Source organism: Planotetraspora kaengkrachanensis (assembly GCF_016862895.1).
Taxonomy (GTDB): domain Bacteria; phylum Actinomycetota; class Actinomycetes; order Streptosporangiales; family Streptosporangiaceae; genus Planotetraspora; species Planotetraspora kaengkrachanensis.
The window spans coordinates 1-15,383 of the sequence record NZ_BONV01000059.1; the positions used below are offsets into that span (position 1 = coordinate 1).

The window sequence follows — 15,383 nt, forward strand, 5'->3', positions numbered from 1 at the left end:
AGCGGTTTTGGCGCGGATCATGGCCACGGGGCGCAGGGTGCGTCCGACCACCCACCACGTCGCCCACGCCGCGAGCGCGGCCGCCACCAGGACGCCCGCGCCGGTCAGCAGCTCCAGTTCGTACGTGGACAACAGGCGCGGCTCGGCCATCCCCGCGTAGACGAAATGTTGCCGTCCCTGCCAGAGCACCCGCGTCTCCAGCGGCGGGACCCGGATGGCGGTAAGGACGACGCATCCGTCCTGGTCGGTGCACTGGGTGGTGTGCGCGATGCGGTCGTCGACCGGTGGCCGCAGGGTGCTCAGGGGTGACCGGCCCGCCGCGGCGCTCTCCGCCACGACAGTGCCCCGCTCGTCGATGAGCTGGAGGAGATCGATCCGGTTCTTCGGCAGAGCGGGGTAGGCCGTGCCGGGCTGAAGGGACCCGATCCAGTCGCTCGCGAGGCGCTCGGTCTCCTTGAAGATGTTGTCGTGGACGCGGGTCCAGATCGCGAGATCGAGTCCGACGCCTATCACCGCGAAGATGACCAGGGAGATGACTGCGGCGACCAGCGTGAAACGCGCCTGGATGGAGTGGGGGCGTAGATTCGGGAACACCGCCCTCCTCCTGTCCTGGTCGCCGGATCAGCCTGGTCACGTCGTTGGAAAACGACCCCGATGAAAACGACTTCTCGGTCAAAACACTATTGATGAGCGCCCGTGGTTACGGCAAAAGATGGGGGCAGGGCTGATATCCGAACCAAAACCAGGCCTACTTATGACCGCGACTTTGAATTCCACCACCTCGGGCGGAGATCATCTTTTAATGGCCGACTAGATACCCATTGACACTGTAGGAAATACAGATAATGGTGCAGGGGCCACCGCCCCGTCAGGAGAGGGGGACCCATGAGCGTCACCGACGAACTCCTCGCCAACGCCGAGCGCTACGCCGCGACCTTCGACAAGGGCGGCCTGCCGCTTCCCCCTGCCAAACAGGTCGCGATCCTCGCCTGCATGGACGCCAGGCTCAACGTCTACGGCCTGCTCGGCCTGCAGGAGGGCGACGCCCACGTCATCCGCAACGCCGGCGGCGTCGTGACCGCCGACGAGCGCCGGAGCCTCGCGATCAGCCAGCGCCTCCTCGGCACCCGGGAGATCATCCTCATCCATCACACCGGCTGCGGGATGCTGACCTTCTCCGACGACGCGTTCAAGGAGTCGATCCGGGCGGAGGCGGGCATCAAGCCCGACTGGTCCGCGGAGGCGTTCTCCGACCTCGACGAGGACGTCCGCCAGTCGGCCGCCCGGATCAGGGCCGATCCGTTCATCCCCCACACCGACGCGATGCGCGGCTTCGTCTACGAGGTGGAGACCGGCCGGCTGCGCGAGGTCAAGATCTGAGGGTCGCCTCGACGACGGAGTAGGGATTGCCCGAAGGACCGGGAACGACCCGGTCGAAGGTGAATCCCGCGCGGCTCAGCAGCGACGCGTACTCCCGCGGCGTCCGCTCCCTGCCCGTCAGCATGGCCATCATGATCAGGTCGGTGCCCCTGGCGAGGTGCGGTTCGTTGCCGTCCTCGGGAAGGACCATCTCGATCACGACGAGCCGCGCTCCGGCGCGGGCGGCGGCGGCGATGTTGCCCAGGATGCGCGCGCAGGCCTCGTCGTCCCAGTCGTGCAGGATGGCCGAAAGGAGGTAGACGTCGGCGGTGGGCACGCTCTCGAAGAAGTCACCGGCGACGAACTCGGCGCGTCCTGCCGTCCCGTCGCCGGTCTCGGCCCGAATCGAGGCCTGGATCGAGGCCTGGATCGAAGCCCGAGTCGAGGCCCGGACCTCGGCCACGACGTGGGGCAGGTCGAAGACGACGGCGCGCCGGCCGGGCTCGTCGCCGATCAACTGGGCGGACACCGATCCGTCGGCCCCGCCGACGTCCACCACCGTGGCGCCCTCGGGCAGCCGGTAGTTCCGGAGGAGGTCGGCCTTGAGCGCGGCCGTGACGTCCGCCATCGCTCCGGTGAACCGCCTCCCCTGCTCGGGCTCGCCGGAGAGCCAGTCGAAGAACGGCCGGCCGTAGTACGCGGTCGCGGCGGGAACGCCGGTGCGCACGGTGTCCACCAGGCCCGCGAACGGCGCGTAGTGCGTCTCCATCCAGGACAGGGCCAGGTCGCGTACCGATCCGGCGACGCCGCGGGCCAGCGTCGCGCCGAGCGGGGTGACGGAGTAGACGTCGTCTCCCTCGTCGGCGAAGACCCCCAGGCCCGCGAGGTCACGCAGGAGCCTGCGCAGCATCCCGGCGTCGCACTCGAGGCAGGCGGCGAGGTCGTCCACACTCCGCGGACCCGCGAGCAGTGCCGTGGCGAGATCGAGCCGGGCCACGACGTACAGCGCCTGCGACAACTGGAAGCCGGCCAGCAGCCGCGTCATGGTCAGGACCTGAGGGCCCTCGGCGGACTCGCGGCCGGCGGACATGGGCCCTAGTCTCCCCCGGCCTCACCGGCGCCCTGCGCGGCGCCGACGGGCTCCTCGTCGCCGGGAAGCGGGATCCACTTGTGCGACCAGGCCTTCACCGCGTCGAGCACCACCTCGAGGTCGAGGCCCTTCTCGGTGAGGTGGTACTCGACCTGGACGGGGGTCGACGCGATGACCCGGCGCTCCACGATCTCCTCGGCCTCCAGGGTGCGCAGCCGTTCGGCCAGCATGGTGTCGCTCAGCCCGGGAACCGAGGACTTGATCTGCGCGTACCGGTGATGTCCGGTGAACAGGGCGCGCAGGATGGCCCCCGTCCATCGGGCCCCGATCAGTTCGATGGCCGCGTGATAACGCACGCAGACGCGGTGGACCTCGTTCATGTTCTCCCGCTCATCTCGCCGCGGAAACCGCATTCTCCCGCAGCGCCCCCAGGGCCTCGGTCACGACGACGAGTTCGTCGAACATCGCCTTCGCCGCCCCCGTCATGACGTCGTTCGGAACCAGCTTATTGTCGTCATCGATGAACTGACGGACAAAGGGGATGGAAACCGCCTCGAACAGCGGGGTCATCTTCAGAGTCGTGACCACCTGCTTGATCATTTGCGCCGCCCGGGTGCCGCCGGCGATTCCCCCGTAGCTGACCAGCCCCACCGGCTTGTACTGCCATTCACGGTGGAGATAGTCGATCGCGTTCTTCAACTCCGCGTTGTACCCGTAGTTGTACTCGGGCATCACGAAGACGAACGCGTCCGCCTCCGCGACCTTCCGGCTCCAGTCGCGGGTGTGCTGGTGGACGTACTCGCCCAGCCGGGGGTGGTTCGGCTCGTTCATGAAAGGCAGGTTCACCTCGGCGAGGTCGATGAGCTCGATCTCCGAGAACCCGCCGTGCGCCACCGCCTCCGACTCGATCCACCGCCCGATCTCGATCCCGACCCGGCCGGGGCGGGTGCTGGCGACGATGATCTCAAGTTTCGACACGGCACTTTCTCCTTGCATCTCGTGTGATCACGCGGCTGCGGCCGGTCCGATTCTCCGGGCCGCCTGCGCCTGACCAGGGTACACAAGAATGCTTAGCTCATAAATATTCCTGAGTGAACTTTTACTCAGCGCCGCTTGATTGACATGCAACCAACTGGCTGCCTATCGTCCGATACACGCAGCCGATCGGCTGCACATCCGAGGTGAGACGTGATGGACGAGGTGTTCAAGGCGCTGGCCGACGCCAGCCGCCGGCGACTGCTCGACGGTCTGAACACCCGCAACGGGCAAACCCTGCGGGAGTTGTGCGCCGGGCTCGACATGGCCAGGCAGTCCGTGAGCAAGCACCTGGCCGTGCTGGAGGCGGCCGGACTGGTCACCACGATCCGCAGGGGCCGGGAGAAGTTGCACTACCTGAACGCCGCGCCGATCAACGCCATCGCCGAGCGCTGGATCAGCCGGTACGACCGCGCACGGGTCCACGCCCTCGCCGACCTGAAGAGAGCATTGGAGCAGGAGCCCATGGCCGACCCCGAGTTCGTCTACACGTCCTACATCACCACCACGCCGGAGCGGCTCTGGCAGGCGCTGACCGACCCCGCGTTCACCAGGCGCTACTGGGGCGTCGCCTTCGAATCGGACTGGAAGCAGGGATCGCCCATGGTGTGGGAGGAAAGCGGCGTGCGGATGGCCGACCCCGCCCAGGTCGTCCTGGAGTCCGAGCCCTTCCGCCGTCTGTCCTACACCTGGCACACCTTCACGCCGGAGTTCGGCGAGGCCCACGCGATGGACCCGGACGAACTCGCGAAGTGGGCGGCCGAGAGCAGGTCCAAGGTGACCTTCGAGATCGAACCGCTCGGGCGGATGGTGAAGCTGACCGTCGTGCACGACGGCTTCGACCCGGGAAGCACGTTGCTCGACGGCGTCAGCGACGGGTGGCCGCACCTGCTGTCCAGCCTCAAGTCGCTGCTGGAGACCGGTGAGCCGCTGCCCGATCCCGACTCCTCCCCCGGCGCGGACCTCGCCCCGACCGGCTGACCTCGGGGGCGCCGATCTCGCCACGACCGGCCGGCCCGGCCCGCGGTCACCCACCCGTTCTCGCGGCGACCCGGGACAGCAGGTACGACCCGAGGCCGAATACCGCCCAGGTCGCGACGGCGGCGGTCAGCGCGGCCCAGACGGGCCAGTGGACGGCCGTCGCGGCGACGACCACGGCGAATCCGATGAGGCCGAGCGTGCCGAACACCGAGCCCCGCGCCTCCGCGTAGGCCAGACGCGGGCCCTCCCTCCGTGCGACCAGGGTCAGCGAGGCGAGCAGGATCGCGGGGAAGGCCAGGAAGACGCCCCCGAGCGCAGGACCCGCCGCCAGGGACACCACTCCGGCGAGGGCGGAGACCCCCGCGCCGAAGAGGAACCGGATGACCAGGTCCTTGGGCCGCGTCCGGGCCAGTTCGCGCGGGACGAGCCGGATCCGCTCGTCGTCCTCGTCAGGAGCCTTGGATTCGTCGTCCATACCGCCGCCCGTGACCGCGTTCACGACTGGGGCAGCAGCAGGAAGGCCGCGGCGGCGGTCGCCCCCCAGACCGCGAGTCCGGTCAGCGCCGCGCGCCACACCCCCCATGTCTTCATGAGAGGAGGGACCACCAGGCAGTAGACGAAGAAGGCGGCCGCGCCCGCGCGCATGCCGTCGGCCGCGGCGCGCATGTCCGCCTGGCCGGTCAGCGCCACGGTCACCAGCAGGCTCCCGAGGGCGACCGAGGGCCCGGCCGAGAACACCCCGGCGAGCCGCTTGGGCGTCATCATCTCGGCCAGCACGGCGAATCCCAGGACGAACAGCCCGCCGGCGAGCGCCTTGAGCGCCACCTCCACGATCAGCCGAGCCACGGATCCCCCCGTCACGTCCGGCTGACCGCCCCCGCGTGCCCGCCTGTTGGCCTTCTCCTGGGCATTGCCGCCATCGTCTGTGCACAACCTCCAGACAGGCCCAGCCCTTTCACCAGGCAGGACGTACGGACGGTCATGTGATCCCGACGGTCGAGTGACACCCGCTCCAGCGGGTACGCGGGAGAGGACGCGGGCACTCGCGCGCAATGGCCGCACCACGCCACGGGGGACGGGCGGAGGATGGGGACGGAACGCGTTCACTTCACCGGGGAGAAGGCGACCATGCTGGCCACCCTGCACGCCAGGGCGAAGGACAGCATGTCCGCCGATCCCATCCTGGGCGACCGGATGGCCGAGGACCTGGTCGCACGGATCGACTACGACTTCGGCAGGTTCCGCATGCACCGGGGCTGGACCACCGGTGTGGCGATCCGGGCGAGGCAACTGGACACGTGGGCGGCCGAGTTCCTCGCCCGTGAGCGCGCCGTCTCCGTGCTGCATCTCGGCTGCGGCCTGGACAGCAGGATCTTCCGGCTCGACCCGCCGAGCACGGTCCGCTGGTACGACGTGGACTATCCGGATGTCATCGCCGTCCGCCGCCGCCTGTATCCCGACCGGGAGAACCACCGGATGATCGGCACCTCGGTGACCGACGCCCGGTGGCTCGAGCAGATCCCCTCCGACCGGCCCGTGCTGGTCGTCGCGGAGGGCCTGCTGATGTACCTGTCCGAGGAAGGCGTCAGGAGTCTCGTCCGCGGGATCGTCGGCCGGTTCCCGTCCGGGCAGCTGATGTTCGACGCCGTCAACGGGCTCGCCGTCCGGCTGCAGCGCTTCAACCATCCCGTCCGCGCGGCGGGGGCCACCTTCACCTGGGCCCTGGACGACCCGCGCGACCTCGAGCGATGGGACCCGCGGATCCGCCTCGTCGGCGGGCTGACCGCCCTCGACCTGCCCTGCGTCGAGAGGCTGCCCGCCGGCTACCGGATCGCGATCCGGGCGATGCGCCTGATCCCCGCTCTCGCGCGGGCCGGCCGGCTGCTGCGCTACGAGTTCTCGCAGCCGCGGGAAGGGCGCCGGGCGCCCGGAGGGGACCGCACGTGAAGGTGCGGCCGGTCGAGCACGAGGGCAGGCCCGCGAAACGACCCCATCCGGGAGAAGTTTCACGGTGTAGACATTTCTCCCAGGGGATTACTCCTACACCACTGGCACCATGATCACATCGGCTTTCCGCACTAGTGTCTGCGACCAAAAAGGGACCCCGCCGATGCGTCGCCGAACGACCATGACCACTGCCGCCGTCGTCCTCCTCGCAGGCGCGGCCGGTGTCACGTACGCCATGACCCGCAGCACGGCGCAGACGCCCTGCGAGGCCGCGGCGGCGCTGGTCGCCAAGGCCAGGGAATCGATCAGCAGGGACGCGAGCACCATCGTCTTCAAGGCTCCGGACGGCTCGCAGCCCATCTGGCTGGGCATGACGGCGAGCGCCGAGGAGCTGACCAGCGGCAGCCTGGAGACCGTCGAAGGCGAGCCTTCGCCGAAACTCGTCGACGCTCTCTACGAGTTCTCCCGTGCCGACCCCACCAGCGCGAAGGACCTCACCGACCCTGCGGGGAAGGTGCAGTCGTCCCTCGCGCACATCTCGGCGGCGTGCCCCTGACCCGGCCGACGGGCGGGCGCCAGGCCCATTCTCAAGAATCTCCCAGGATTCTCCCCGGACTTCCCCACGGCCCGGCGATGTGCTGAGGGCATGAGGAAACAAGCGAACCGCTTCATCATCGCGGGCTCGGTGGCCGGGGCCCTCGCGGTCGGCGTCCTTGGCGGCGCGGCCATCGCCGACCGGCAGGGCGCCGACGTATCGCTCACCGCCGGCGGTGAGGGCACCGCGGCGCTCAAGACCGCCAAGGAGGAAAAGGACGGCAAGCCCGCACGCGCCGGATGGCGGGCGCTGAAGCGCAGGGGTCTCGGCGTGCACGGGGAGGCCACGGTCAAGAAGAAGGACGGCTTCGTCGTCCGCGCCTGGCAGCGGGGCGACGTCACAGGGGCCGCCGCCGGCTCCGTGACGGTGAAGAGCGCCGACGGCACGTCGTGGACGTGGAAGGTCGACGGCGACACCCGGGTGCGCAAGGACGGGAAGAAGACGGAAGCGTCCGCGCTGACCACAGGTGACACGGTGTTCGTCGCCGGCACCCGCACCGGGGACAGCCGCACCTCCGTCGCGGTCGTCGCTCCCAAGAAGGCGAACGACTGAGGCACACTTGATGCCACTATGAGCGAAACGAGGGTCCTCGTCGCCGACGATGAGCCGAACATCCGCGACCTGGTCGGCATCGCGCTCCGGTTCCACGGGTTCACCGTCACCGGCGCGTCCTCCGGCCACGAGGCCCTCGAACTCGCCGCGCCCGGAGATTTCGACCTGATCGTCCTGGACGTGATGCTCCCCGACCTCGACGGCTTCGAGGTGTGCCGCAGGCTCCGGGCGGCGGGCGACGAGGTGCCGATCATCTTCCTGACCGCGAGGGACACCACGGCCGACACCGTCCACGGCCTCACGCTTGGCGGCGACGACTACGTCACCAAGCCGTTCTCCGTCGACGCCCTGGTCGCCAGGGCGCGGGCGGTGCTGCGGCGCGGCGGCCGCGCGCCGGCCAAGGACGACGTGCTCCGCGTGGCCGACCTCGAGCTGGACGAGACCGGCTGGGAGGTGCGGCGGGGCGGCGTGCGGGTCGAGCTGTCGCCGACCGAGTTCCGGCTGCTGGCCTTCCTGATGCGCCACAGGAACCAGGTGGTGACCAAGGCGCAGCTGCTCGAGCACGTCTGGGGCTTCGGCACGCAGTCGCAGGTGGTGGAGACCTACATCTCCTACCTGCGCCGCAAGCTCGACCCGCTCGGCCCGGCGCTGATCCACACGCAGCGGGGCGTCGGATACGCCCTGCGCACGCCGTGACCACGCTTCGCGGCCGGCTGCTCGCCGGGCTCATCGGCGTCACCGCCCTCGGGCTCGCGGCCCTGTCCCTGGTCAGCATGCTGATGTTGCGCAGCCACATGATCCAGCGCATGGACGCCTCCCTGCTGACTGCCGCCAACGCGTCGGCCACCAGGCTGGCCCGGGCGTCCGGCATCGCCGTGGTCCAGGCGGGATCGACGTACGCGGTGGTCACGCTGAACGCCTCGACCGGGCGTGCCAGGCTGGTGGGCGGGGACGACCCCGACGCGGCGGCCCTGCCGGGGCTCGTCCAGTCGGTCGGCGCCGGCAGGCTCGGCGCGCACGCGGACGCCGGTGAGACGTTCACCATGGGCTCGCGCCTGCGTGCCGCCGCGGCGCGGATGGCGGCCGGCGACCGCGTCGTCGTGGTCGCCGTGCCGCTCGACGAGATCAGGAACACCCTGGCCCGTCTCCTGGTCACCGAACTCGTCACCGGTGGCGTGCTCATCGGGCTGCTCGCGCTGTTCGGCCGGTGGCTGATCCGCGGCGGCCTCGCGCCGCTGGCGCGGATGGCCGACACCGCCCAGCGCGTCGCCGCGGGCGGCGACCTGTCGACGCGGATGCCCGAGGGCCCCACGGAGGCGGGCAGGCTCGGCCGGGCGATCAATGTGATGTTGGCGCAGATCCAGCAGGCGTTCGCCGCCCGGTGGGCCTCGGAGGAGCGGCTGCGACGCTTCGCCGCCGACGCCTCGCACGAGCTGCGCACCCCGCTGACGACGATCCACGGCTACGCGGAGCTGTACCGCAAGGGCGCGATCCCGGACGAGGACGTGCCGCAGGTGATGCTGAGGATCGAGAACGAGTCCGCCCGCATCACCCGCCTGGTGACCGAGTTGCTCGAGCTCGCCCGGCTCGACCGGGGCGCGGCGCTGTCCGTCGCCCTCGTCGACCTGGTGCCCGTGGTCGCCGAGGTGGTGGACGACTTCACCGCGCTCAACCCGGACCATCCCGTCCGCGTCGAGTCGCCGCCGGCGCTGGAACGGGAGGTCGACGAGGCGAGGATCCGGCAGGTGCTGGTCAACCTCCTCGGCAACGTCGCCGCGCACACGCCTCCGGGCACCTCGGTCCTGGTGCGGCTGGCCCCGCCGGGCGTCCTCCAGGTCGCGGACGACGGCCCCGGCATGCCGGAAGGGGACGCGGCACGCGCGTTCGACCGGTTCCACGGCGCCGGCTCCGGGCTCGGCCTGGCCATCGTGCAGGCCATCGCCGCGGCGCACGGCGGCACGGTCACTCTGTCGTCCACACTCGGCCAGGGGACCGTCGTCACGGTCGACCTGGGACCCCGCGCGGACGCCCGGTCCCCGGCCGGGCCCGCGGAACCCGTCACGACACCGCTGGCCGGGCCCCCGGCAGGGTCGGCGTGACAGCCGCGGGCACGCGTGCCCTCACATGCGCGCGGCCGCGCGCAGGTCGTGGTTGAAGGCCCTGATGTCCTCGTCGGTCAGCGACGACCGGGTGCCCGCTATCGCGTCCAGGTAGTCGCCGGTGTCCCGGACGGGCTCCTCCCCGGGGACGCCTCGGCCGTCCGCGGTCCTGAGGTGACGTTCGAACGCGGTCTGCGCCGCCGTCCGCGCCGCGTACTCGATGTCGGCGGGCGTGAACCGGGCGCTGGCCTCCACCAGTGCGTCGAGGTTCACCCGGGCGAGGCCGCCGGTCCCGATGTACCGCGCCCAGATCGCCCGGCGGGCGTCCGCGTCCGGCGGCCCGACCGGGATCAGGTAGTCGAACCTGCCCGGCCGCAGGAAGGCCGGGTCCATGCTGCGGACGGCGTTGGTCGCGCAGACGAGCAGCCTGCGGTCCCTGCGCCTGAAGATCGGGATGAGTTTGAGCAGCTCATTGGTGATCCGGTGGGTCAGCGATGCCGGGTCGCGCCGCTGCGAGGCGATCTCCTCCGCCTCGTCGAAGAACAACACGATCCGGTCCAGGTGGTCGACCCGCGAGAACAGCTGCCGCAGCGCGGCCGCGACGCCGTTCGGGTCCGTGGCGAGCTGGTAGGGGAAGACCTCGACGAACGGCCATCTGAGCCGCGAAGCGACCGCTCTGGCGAAGGTCGTCTTGCCCGTTCCCGGCGGACCGAACAGCACGACGGCTCGGGGCGGCTCGACGCCGTACTGCTCTGCCACTTCCCGGCCGCTAACCAGCCGAAACCCGGGCGAACCGCCTCATGGGCCGTCGTTTGCCCGGCCAGTGGCGGCGAACTAACGTGATGAACGTTCAAGTTCAGTTTCGGGGGTCGGCCGGGTGCGGCCTCCCCGTCGAGCAGATACGCCGGTTCCCCCATGACTTCGAAGATCTGGTTCATCACCGGGACGTCTCGCGGCTTCGGGCGCGAGTGGGCCCTCGCCGCCCTCGACCGCGGCGACCGCGTGGCGGCCACCGCACGCGACGCCGCCTCGCTCGACGATCTCGTGGACGAGTACGGCGACGCGATCGCCGTGTTCACCCTCGACGTCACCGACCGCGAGGCGGTCTTCGACGTGGTCGCCAAGGCGCACGACCACTTCGGCCGGCTCGACGTCGTGGTCAACAACGCGGGCTACGGGCAGTTCGGCATGATCGAGGAGATCACCGAGCAGGAGGCCCGGGCCCAGATCGAGACCAACCTGTTCGGCGCCCTGTGGGTGACGCAGGCGGCGCTCCCCTACCTGCGCGAGCAGGGCTCCGGCCACATCATCCAGGTGTCCTCCATCGGCGGCGTCTCCGCCTTCCCCAACGTCGGCATGTACAACGCGTCCAAGTGGGCGCTCGAAGGCCTCAGCCAGTCACTCGCCCACGAGGTCGAATCCTTCGGGATCAAGGTGACCATCGTGGAGCCTGCCGCCTACGACACCGACTGGGCCGGCTCGTCCGCGAGCCGCGCCGCTTCACTGCCCGCGTACGAGGACGTGCGCGGGCGGGCCGCCGAGCAGCGTGCCCGCAGGGTGGGGACGCCCGGCAGGCCGGAGGCGACCCGCGAGGCCGTCCTTCGGGTGGTCGACGCGGAACGGCCCCCGTTGCGGATCTTCTTCGGCGACGGGCCGCTGGCGATCGCCGCCGCCGACTACGAGTCGCGGCTGGCCACCTGGCGGGAGTGGGAACCCGTGTCAGTGGCCGCGCACGGCAAGCAGGACTGAGCCGCGCAGAAGCCGGGAGCGAGCGCGGCCGGTCAGGCTTCGCTGCCGGTCAGAGAGCGCCGGAGTCCGCGGGCTCGTCGGGGTCACCGGCGAGCTCGCGGGCGGCCCGCACCTGGTCGCCGTCCATGCCCTCCGTCCCGGTACGGTCGCGGAACGCGGCCTGGCCGTCGATCCACCGGGTGTGGGCCTCCCAGGCGGACTGCTTGGTGGTCCCGAGCGCCGCGCCGATCTGCGACCAGGAGGCACCCGCGGCCCGTGCGGTCCTGACCGTGAGCTGCCTGCCGTACGCGGCCTTGCGCGCGATCACCTCGCCGAGGGCGAGCAACTCGAGGGCCTCCTCCTTGGACAGCGCGGCCTGCGGTGGAGCGAACCGGCCGCTCATGGCGTCGGGCCAGTCGAGGTCCTCGTCGGCCGGCGATCCTAGGGACTCGCGGACGCGTAGCTCGTCGTAGCGCGCGACGGCGGTGCGGAGCGTGTGGTCGCGTTCGGCGCTGTCAGGCGTGTACATGGCGCCATCCTCCCGTCAGGGCATCCTGACGTCAAGGCACCCTGACGAGTGTCGTCACCGATCCGTGGGAAGCAGCGTGCCGAGCGGGCCGAGATCCAGGTTCAGATCGGAGGGCGACAGGCCGAAGCGCTCGCACAACTCGGTCATCGCCTCCTCCAGGCGCATCAGGGTCAGCCCCAGCGTCTCGATCTGCTCCTCGGTCAGATCGCCCTCGCCCATCCGGCGGATGCACTGCCGTTCGACGAGCTGGCGCACGAGCTCCACGAGTGTCAGGACGAGCCGGCTCAGGTCGCGCTCGACCGCCTCGGGATCGGTGTTGAGGCGCCAGCTGTCGGACCGCGTGCCGTCCCCAGCCGGCCTGTCGGTGGCGCGCCCGCCGATGGTCGCGGGCCTGCCGGCGGCGTCACGACCAGGACGGCCCATGATCGACCTCCGTCTGCGTCTCGTCGGGGCCCCGCACGGACGCGATCAGCGCGCGCAGGGAGATCCGGACGAGCTCGATGTCGGCGATGGACAGCACGAGGTCCCCGGTCACGACGACGCCGCCCGCGAGCAGCCTGTCGAGGAGGTCCACGAGCGCCACGCGCTCCGGCGGCAGGCGGCCCTCCTCGGCCAGGGCGGCGCCCCGGCGGACGTCCGGAGTCACCGCGCGCCTCCCTCCCCGCCCTCCGTCTCCAGCTCCACGGCGGTGAACGAGTAGGGCGCCCAGGGACCGGTCAGCTCCACGTCCATGCCCGCACCCTCTCCGGGACCGGCGGCGGACGCGGCCTCGCGGAAGGCCGCGACCGCCGCGGCGAACTCCGCACCCCGGTCCTCCTCAACGAGGTAGGCGCCGTTGAGCACCATCCACTCCCTGCGGCCGGACAACTGCGGATCCTGCGGCCGATGGCGGCGGCCGGCCACGGCGATCTCCCCCAGGGCCGCGTGCAGCCGTTCCGCGCGCGCGACCGCCTGACGCCACAGGTCCTGGCGGTTGTGGAGGTTCTCTTTGCGGCGCTGGAGGTAGGCCGTTCCCGGCCCGGCGCCCGTACGCCCGGTGGTGGCCTCACGCCCGGCAGAAGACTCACGTCCGGCGGCGCCTTCCGCCGTGCGGGACGCGGCATCCGGGTCGACGTACGCCTTGACGCCCCATTCCCGGCGGCCCGCGACCCGGGACAGGACCGCGAGGAAGTCGTCGTGCCGCCGCTCCAGCAACTCCCGGACCTGCTCCTCACCGCTGTAGACGGTGACCAGCCGCACCGGCGCCGTCGGCCCCGCCTCCGCCACCGCCTCGACGACGCGGTGGTGGGCACGGGCCACCTCGCCGACCCAGTCCAGATCCTCCAGCAGGCGTGCCAGCGGCTCCTCGCCGAACTGGTCAAGAGGGACGGTGCTCACGTACGCCGCGAGATCTGCGGCGCCGACCTTCCGGACGGGCGCGCCGAGGACGCCGCGCACGCTCAGGCACGCGTCGCCCGCCTCGCTGGTCACCGCGTACAGGTAGATGCCGGATTCAGTCACCGCTCCTCTCCCATCCGCGCCGATCCGCCTCGCGCCTGTCGGCTCGGCGCCCGTCCCCTCCGCGCGGCTCCGCCTCGCGGGGCTCGACTTCGCGTGACTCGTATTCGCGTGGCTCCATGGCGCGCGGCCGCCCCTCGACTTCGCGCGGCCGCTGCTCGGGAACGCGCGACGGGAGGCCTTCGCGCTCGTCCAGGCGCTCCTCGATCGCGGCCAGGCGGTCGCGCAGCCGCCGGTTCTCGTCGACGAGCTCGCGGTTCTTGCCCGTCAGCCAGGGATCGTGCTCCCACCAGTCGATGCCGAGCTCCCGTGCCGTGTCAACCGACGCGATGAGCAGCCGGAGCTTGATCGTCAGCAGCTCGATGTCGAGCAGGTTGACGCGGATGTCCCCCGCGATCACCACGCCCCTGTCGAGCACCCGCTCGAGGATGTCGCCCAGGTTGGAGGACTCGCGGCCGGTCGTCATCGGCTGCGCGTACGACTCCCGCATGACGGGCCTGAACCTGGCCGGATCCGTCATCGCGGCTAACCCTCCCCGACCGTGTTCGTGCCGCGGCGGTAACGTCCCAGGCGGCGGTAGGACAGCAGGTTCCCCTCCTCGTCCAGCTCGGCCTCGTAGACGGCGAGGACGTCGCCCGAGGACGGGATCCGGCGGTCCTCCACGATCTCCACGTGCACCGTCCAGCCGTCCTCGGCCGGCTCCACCAGCGTGACGGCCTCCGGGTCTCGCGCGGTCAGGTCGGCGATGTACCGCAGGCCCTGCTCTCCCGCGGTCACCGCGGTCATGGTGCGGCGCCGCCTCCGCGGCTCGGGCGCCTGCTCGTCCGCCTCCACCATCACCGGCGCGTACTCGTCGGACTCCTCGCGCCTGTACGGCTCCGCGGCTCGTACGTCGCGCGCCCTGCGCCTGGGGGAACCCACGCCCTCACCCCCTCCGCGTGCCTGTCATCGTGCTGAGGATCCGCTCCACGGCCCGGGACTCCTCCTCCGCGGAGATGAGCCCGGAGCGCCTGGCCTCCTCGATCTCCTCCAACCGGCGCCTGACGACGGCCGGATCCCTCAGCTCGTGTTCCACCTGGTCCTGGATCAGCTCGCCGAGCCGGATCACCGCGCGCACGGGTGCGACCGGCCAGGTGAAGATCAGGCCGATCAGTCCCACGAAGACCCCTCCCTTCGGCGGCCCGTCACCCCGAGGTGACGAAGTCGTACACGGCCATCGGGCCGAGCACCCGCACGTCGATCCGGTCCGCCCATTCGCGCCGCAGTTCGCCGAGCACCATCTCGAAGTCGTCCTCCTGGTCCGAACGCACCATGAAGGCGACGTTGGCCGCGTCCCGCTCGTGCGCGGGATCCCGGACGACTGCCGCCACGGTGCACGGGGCGAAGCAGTCGAGCACGGTCTGCGTGTCGGCCTCCCGCTTGACGGCGATCGCCTGGGTGATCAGCTCGCCGATGCGGATCCGCTCATTGCGGGTCGCGTCCTCAGGCCGGCCCCTGACCTGGTCGCGGAGCCGCCTGATCTCGGCGTTCTCTGCGAGGATCTCGTTGAGAACCCACCGTTCGGCGTAGGTCGCCCTGATGACGTACTGGACGTGCCCTTCGACCTCCTTCAGCGCGGCGGCGAACTCGTCGTGGTGGGGTTCGAGCAGCTCACCGACCACGGCTTCCGGCGACGTCAGCACGGCCCCGAACCTGAGGGGCAGCACCGGCACCTCGGCCGCCGTACCGTTCAGCAGCGCCTCGTGTCCCACGAGGTCCTCCGCTCGGCCGAGCGGGCGGTCCACCGCCACGTCGCTGACCAGCGCCCCGATCCGGCCGTGCCGGATGAGCCGCACCCGGCCGGGCGGGTCTCCCACGCCGACCGCGTCCGGGCTGACGTCCACGTCTTCCGGCACGATCCCGTACACGTAGCAGGCGATGCCTTCGACGGCCGGCCTCGCCCGCCGCGATGTCTCCGTAGAGCTCGACATG

Annotated in this window: 22 protein-coding genes and 1 pseudogene; 8 read left to right on the plus strand and 15 right to left on the minus strand. The window is 71.0% G+C overall.

Annotation, left to right across the window (positions count from 1 at the left end; translation table 11 throughout):
• A pseudogene (locus Pka01_RS38955) lies at window positions 1–594 on the minus strand (hypothetical protein); the annotation flags it as partial.
• A 291-nt stretch (window positions 595–885) separates the two neighbouring features.
• Between Pka01_RS38955 and Pka01_RS38960 the strand changes: the two are divergent.
• Complete coding sequence (locus tag Pka01_RS38960; protein ID WP_203888037.1) at window positions 886–1,380, plus strand: beta-class carbonic anhydrase; 495 nt, start codon at window positions 886–888, stop codon at window positions 1,378–1,380.
• Here Pka01_RS38960 and Pka01_RS38965 read toward each other — a convergent pair.
• From Pka01_RS38965 to Pka01_RS38975, 3 genes are read right to left on the minus strand one after another with little or no spacing between them, the layout of a single operon-like run.
• On the minus strand, window positions 1,370–2,449 hold the full coding sequence (locus Pka01_RS38965; protein ID WP_203888038.1) for a methyltransferase: 1,080 nt from the start codon (window positions 2,447–2,449) through the stop codon (window positions 1,370–1,372). The genes Pka01_RS38960 and Pka01_RS38965 overlap by 11 nt on opposite strands.
• 5 nt (window positions 2,450–2,454) lie before the next feature.
• Entirely contained in the window at window positions 2,455–2,829 is a 375-nt protein-coding gene (locus tag Pka01_RS38970) for a winged helix-turn-helix transcriptional regulator (protein WP_203888039.1), read from the minus strand.
• Window positions 2,830–2,839: 10 nt separating this feature from the next.
• Window positions 2,840–3,427: an NADPH-dependent FMN reductase gene (locus Pka01_RS38975; RefSeq protein ID WP_203888040.1), complete on the minus strand. Its 588-nt coding sequence runs from the start codon at window positions 3,425–3,427 to the stop codon at window positions 2,840–2,842.
• Window positions 3,428–3,640: 213 nt separating this feature from the next.
• Here Pka01_RS38975 and Pka01_RS38980 point away from each other — a divergent pair, with 213 nt between their 5' ends.
• Window positions 3,641–4,465, plus strand: a complete 825-nt coding sequence (locus Pka01_RS38980; RefSeq protein ID WP_203888041.1) for an ArsR/SmtB family transcription factor — start codon at window positions 3,641–3,643, stop codon at window positions 4,463–4,465.
• A 46-nt stretch (window positions 4,466–4,511) separates the two neighbouring features.
• Here the strand turns inward: Pka01_RS38980 and Pka01_RS38985 are convergent, their stop codons facing one another.
• Both Pka01_RS38985 and Pka01_RS38990 read right to left on the minus strand, forming a co-directional pair.
• On the minus strand, window positions 4,512–4,940 hold the full coding sequence (locus tag Pka01_RS38985) for a DUF3147 family protein (RefSeq protein ID WP_203888042.1): 429 nt from the start codon (window positions 4,938–4,940) through the stop codon (window positions 4,512–4,514).
• Window positions 4,941–4,960: 20 nt separating this feature from the next.
• The gene (locus Pka01_RS38990) at window positions 4,961–5,311 is read right to left on the minus strand and encodes a hypothetical protein (RefSeq protein ID WP_203888043.1); all 351 of its coding nucleotides are present in this window, start codon (window positions 5,309–5,311) and stop codon (window positions 4,961–4,963) included.
• A gap of 240 nt (window positions 5,312–5,551) precedes the next feature.
• On the opposite strand from Pka01_RS38990, the gene Pka01_RS38995 reads away from it, so the two are divergent.
• The 5 genes from Pka01_RS38995 (at window position 5,552) to Pka01_RS39015 (ending at window position 9,658) form a co-directional block, all read left to right on the plus strand.
• A complete protein-coding gene (locus Pka01_RS38995) occupies window positions 5,552–6,412 on the plus strand; it encodes a class I SAM-dependent methyltransferase (RefSeq protein WP_203888044.1) in 861 nt (286 codons plus the stop codon).
• A gap of 163 nt (window positions 6,413–6,575) precedes the next feature.
• The gene (locus Pka01_RS39000; RefSeq protein WP_203888045.1) at window positions 6,576–6,968 is read left to right on the plus strand and encodes a hypothetical protein; all 393 of its coding nucleotides are present in this window, start codon (window positions 6,576–6,578) and stop codon (window positions 6,966–6,968) included.
• A gap of 90 nt (window positions 6,969–7,058) precedes the next feature.
• Window positions 7,059–7,559, plus strand: coding sequence for a hypothetical protein (locus Pka01_RS39005; RefSeq protein WP_203888046.1), 501 nt, complete (start codon window positions 7,059–7,061; stop codon window positions 7,557–7,559).
• An 18-nt stretch (window positions 7,560–7,577) separates the two neighbouring features.
• Entirely contained in the window at window positions 7,578–8,255 is a 678-nt protein-coding gene (locus Pka01_RS39010) for a response regulator transcription factor (RefSeq protein ID WP_203888047.1), read from the plus strand.
• Window positions 8,252–9,658, plus strand: coding sequence for a sensor histidine kinase (locus Pka01_RS39015; RefSeq protein WP_239116259.1), 1,407 nt, complete (start codon window positions 8,252–8,254; stop codon window positions 9,656–9,658). The genes Pka01_RS39010 and Pka01_RS39015 overlap by 4 nt, the downstream gene beginning before the upstream one ends.
• Window positions 9,659–9,679: 21 nt before the next feature.
• On the opposite strand, the gene Pka01_RS39020 is transcribed toward Pka01_RS39015, so the two are convergent.
• Window positions 9,680–10,417: an ATP-binding protein gene (locus Pka01_RS39020; RefSeq protein ID WP_203888048.1), complete on the minus strand. Its 738-nt coding sequence runs from the start codon at window positions 10,415–10,417 to the stop codon at window positions 9,680–9,682.
• Between the two features lie 156 nt (window positions 10,418–10,573).
• On the opposite strand from Pka01_RS39020, the gene Pka01_RS39025 reads away from it, so the two are divergent.
• Entirely contained in the window at window positions 10,574–11,407 is an 834-nt protein-coding gene (locus Pka01_RS39025; protein ID WP_203888049.1) for an SDR family oxidoreductase, read from the plus strand.
• A 49-nt stretch (window positions 11,408–11,456) separates the two neighbouring features.
• Here Pka01_RS39025 and Pka01_RS39030 read toward each other — a convergent pair whose 3' ends face one another.
• Genes Pka01_RS39030 through Pka01_RS39065 form a run of 8 tightly spaced genes read right to left on the minus strand, consistent with a single transcriptional unit; the run spans window position 11,457 to window position 15,382 of the window.
• Window positions 11,457–11,915 carry a hypothetical protein gene (locus Pka01_RS39030; protein WP_203888050.1) on the minus strand — a complete coding sequence of 153 codons (459 nt, stop codon included), beginning with the start codon at window positions 11,913–11,915 and terminating at the stop codon, window positions 11,457–11,459.
• 54 nt (window positions 11,916–11,969) lie between these two features.
• A complete protein-coding gene (locus tag Pka01_RS39035; protein WP_203888051.1) occupies window positions 11,970–12,338 on the minus strand; it encodes a gas vesicle protein K in 369 nt (122 codons plus the stop codon).
• On the minus strand, window positions 12,319–12,561 hold the full coding sequence (locus tag Pka01_RS39040; protein ID WP_203888052.1) for a gas vesicle protein: 243 nt from the start codon (window positions 12,559–12,561) through the stop codon (window positions 12,319–12,321). The genes Pka01_RS39035 and Pka01_RS39040 overlap by 20 nt, the downstream gene beginning before the upstream one ends.
• A complete protein-coding gene (locus tag Pka01_RS39045) occupies window positions 12,558–13,415 on the minus strand; it encodes a GvpL/GvpF family gas vesicle protein (RefSeq protein WP_203888053.1) in 858 nt (285 codons plus the stop codon). Before Pka01_RS39045 ends, Pka01_RS39040 begins: the two co-directional genes overlap by 4 nt.
• Window positions 13,408–13,932, minus strand: a complete 525-nt coding sequence (locus tag Pka01_RS41070) for a gas vesicle protein (RefSeq protein WP_239116260.1) — start codon at window positions 13,930–13,932, stop codon at window positions 13,408–13,410. Before Pka01_RS41070 ends, Pka01_RS39045 begins: the two co-directional genes overlap by 8 nt.
• Window positions 13,933–13,937: 5 nt before the next feature.
• Window positions 13,938–14,333 (minus strand): gas vesicle protein GvpO, encoded by a 396-nt coding sequence (gvpO, locus tag Pka01_RS39055; protein WP_239116261.1) that lies wholly within the window; start codon window positions 14,331–14,333, stop codon window positions 13,938–13,940.
• Window positions 14,334–14,337: 4 nt separating this feature from the next.
• Window positions 14,338–14,571: a gas vesicle protein GvpG gene (locus tag Pka01_RS39060; RefSeq protein WP_203888054.1), complete on the minus strand. Its 234-nt coding sequence runs from the start codon at window positions 14,569–14,571 to the stop codon at window positions 14,338–14,340.
• A 25-nt stretch (window positions 14,572–14,596) separates the two neighbouring features.
• Window positions 14,597–15,382 carry a GvpL/GvpF family gas vesicle protein gene (locus Pka01_RS39065; protein ID WP_203888055.1) on the minus strand — a complete coding sequence of 262 codons (786 nt, stop codon included), beginning with the start codon at window positions 15,380–15,382 and terminating at the stop codon, window positions 14,597–14,599.
• Window position 15,383 lies beyond the last annotated feature (1 nt).

Coding starts and splice junctions, on each gene's coding strand:
- Pka01_RS38985 (WP_203888042.1), bottom strand. CDS start 4,940: ATGGACGACGAATCCAAGGCTCCTGACGAGGACGACGAGCGGATCCGG.
- Pka01_RS39035 (WP_203888051.1), bottom strand. CDS start 12,338: ATGGGCCGTCCTGGTCGTGACGCCGCCGGCAGGCCCGCGACCATCGGC.
- Pka01_RS39000 (WP_203888045.1), top strand. CDS start 6,576: ATGCGTCGCCGAACGACCATGACCACTGCCGCCGTCGTCCTCCTCGCA.
- Pka01_RS38970 (WP_203888039.1), bottom strand. CDS start 2,829: ATGAACGAGGTCCACCGCGTCTGCGTGCGTTATCACGCGGCCATCGAA.
- Pka01_RS38980 (WP_203888041.1), top strand. CDS start 3,641: ATGGACGAGGTGTTCAAGGCGCTGGCCGACGCCAGCCGCCGGCGACTG.
- Pka01_RS39025 (WP_203888049.1), top strand. CDS start 10,574: ATGACTTCGAAGATCTGGTTCATCACCGGGACGTCTCGCGGCTTCGGG.
- Pka01_RS39005 (WP_203888046.1), top strand. CDS start 7,059: ATGAGGAAACAAGCGAACCGCTTCATCATCGCGGGCTCGGTGGCCGGG.
- Pka01_RS41070 (WP_239116260.1), bottom strand. CDS start 13,932: ATGACGGATCCGGCCAGGTTCAGGCCCGTCATGCGGGAGTCGTACGCG.
- Pka01_RS38995 (WP_203888044.1), top strand. CDS start 5,552: ATGGGGACGGAACGCGTTCACTTCACCGGGGAGAAGGCGACCATGCTG.
- Pka01_RS38965 (WP_203888038.1), bottom strand. CDS start 2,449: ATGTCCGCCGGCCGCGAGTCCGCCGAGGGCCCTCAGGTCCTGACCATG.
- Pka01_RS38960 (WP_203888037.1), top strand. CDS start 886: ATGAGCGTCACCGACGAACTCCTCGCCAACGCCGAGCGCTACGCCGCG.
- Pka01_RS39065 (WP_203888055.1), bottom strand. CDS start 15,382: ATGTCGAGCTCTACGGAGACATCGCGGCGGGCGAGGCCGGCCGTCGAA.
- Pka01_RS39010 (WP_203888047.1), top strand. CDS start 7,578: ATGAGCGAAACGAGGGTCCTCGTCGCCGACGATGAGCCGAACATCCGC.
- Pka01_RS39030 (WP_203888050.1), bottom strand. CDS start 11,915: ATGTACACGCCTGACAGCGCCGAACGCGACCACACGCTCCGCACCGCC.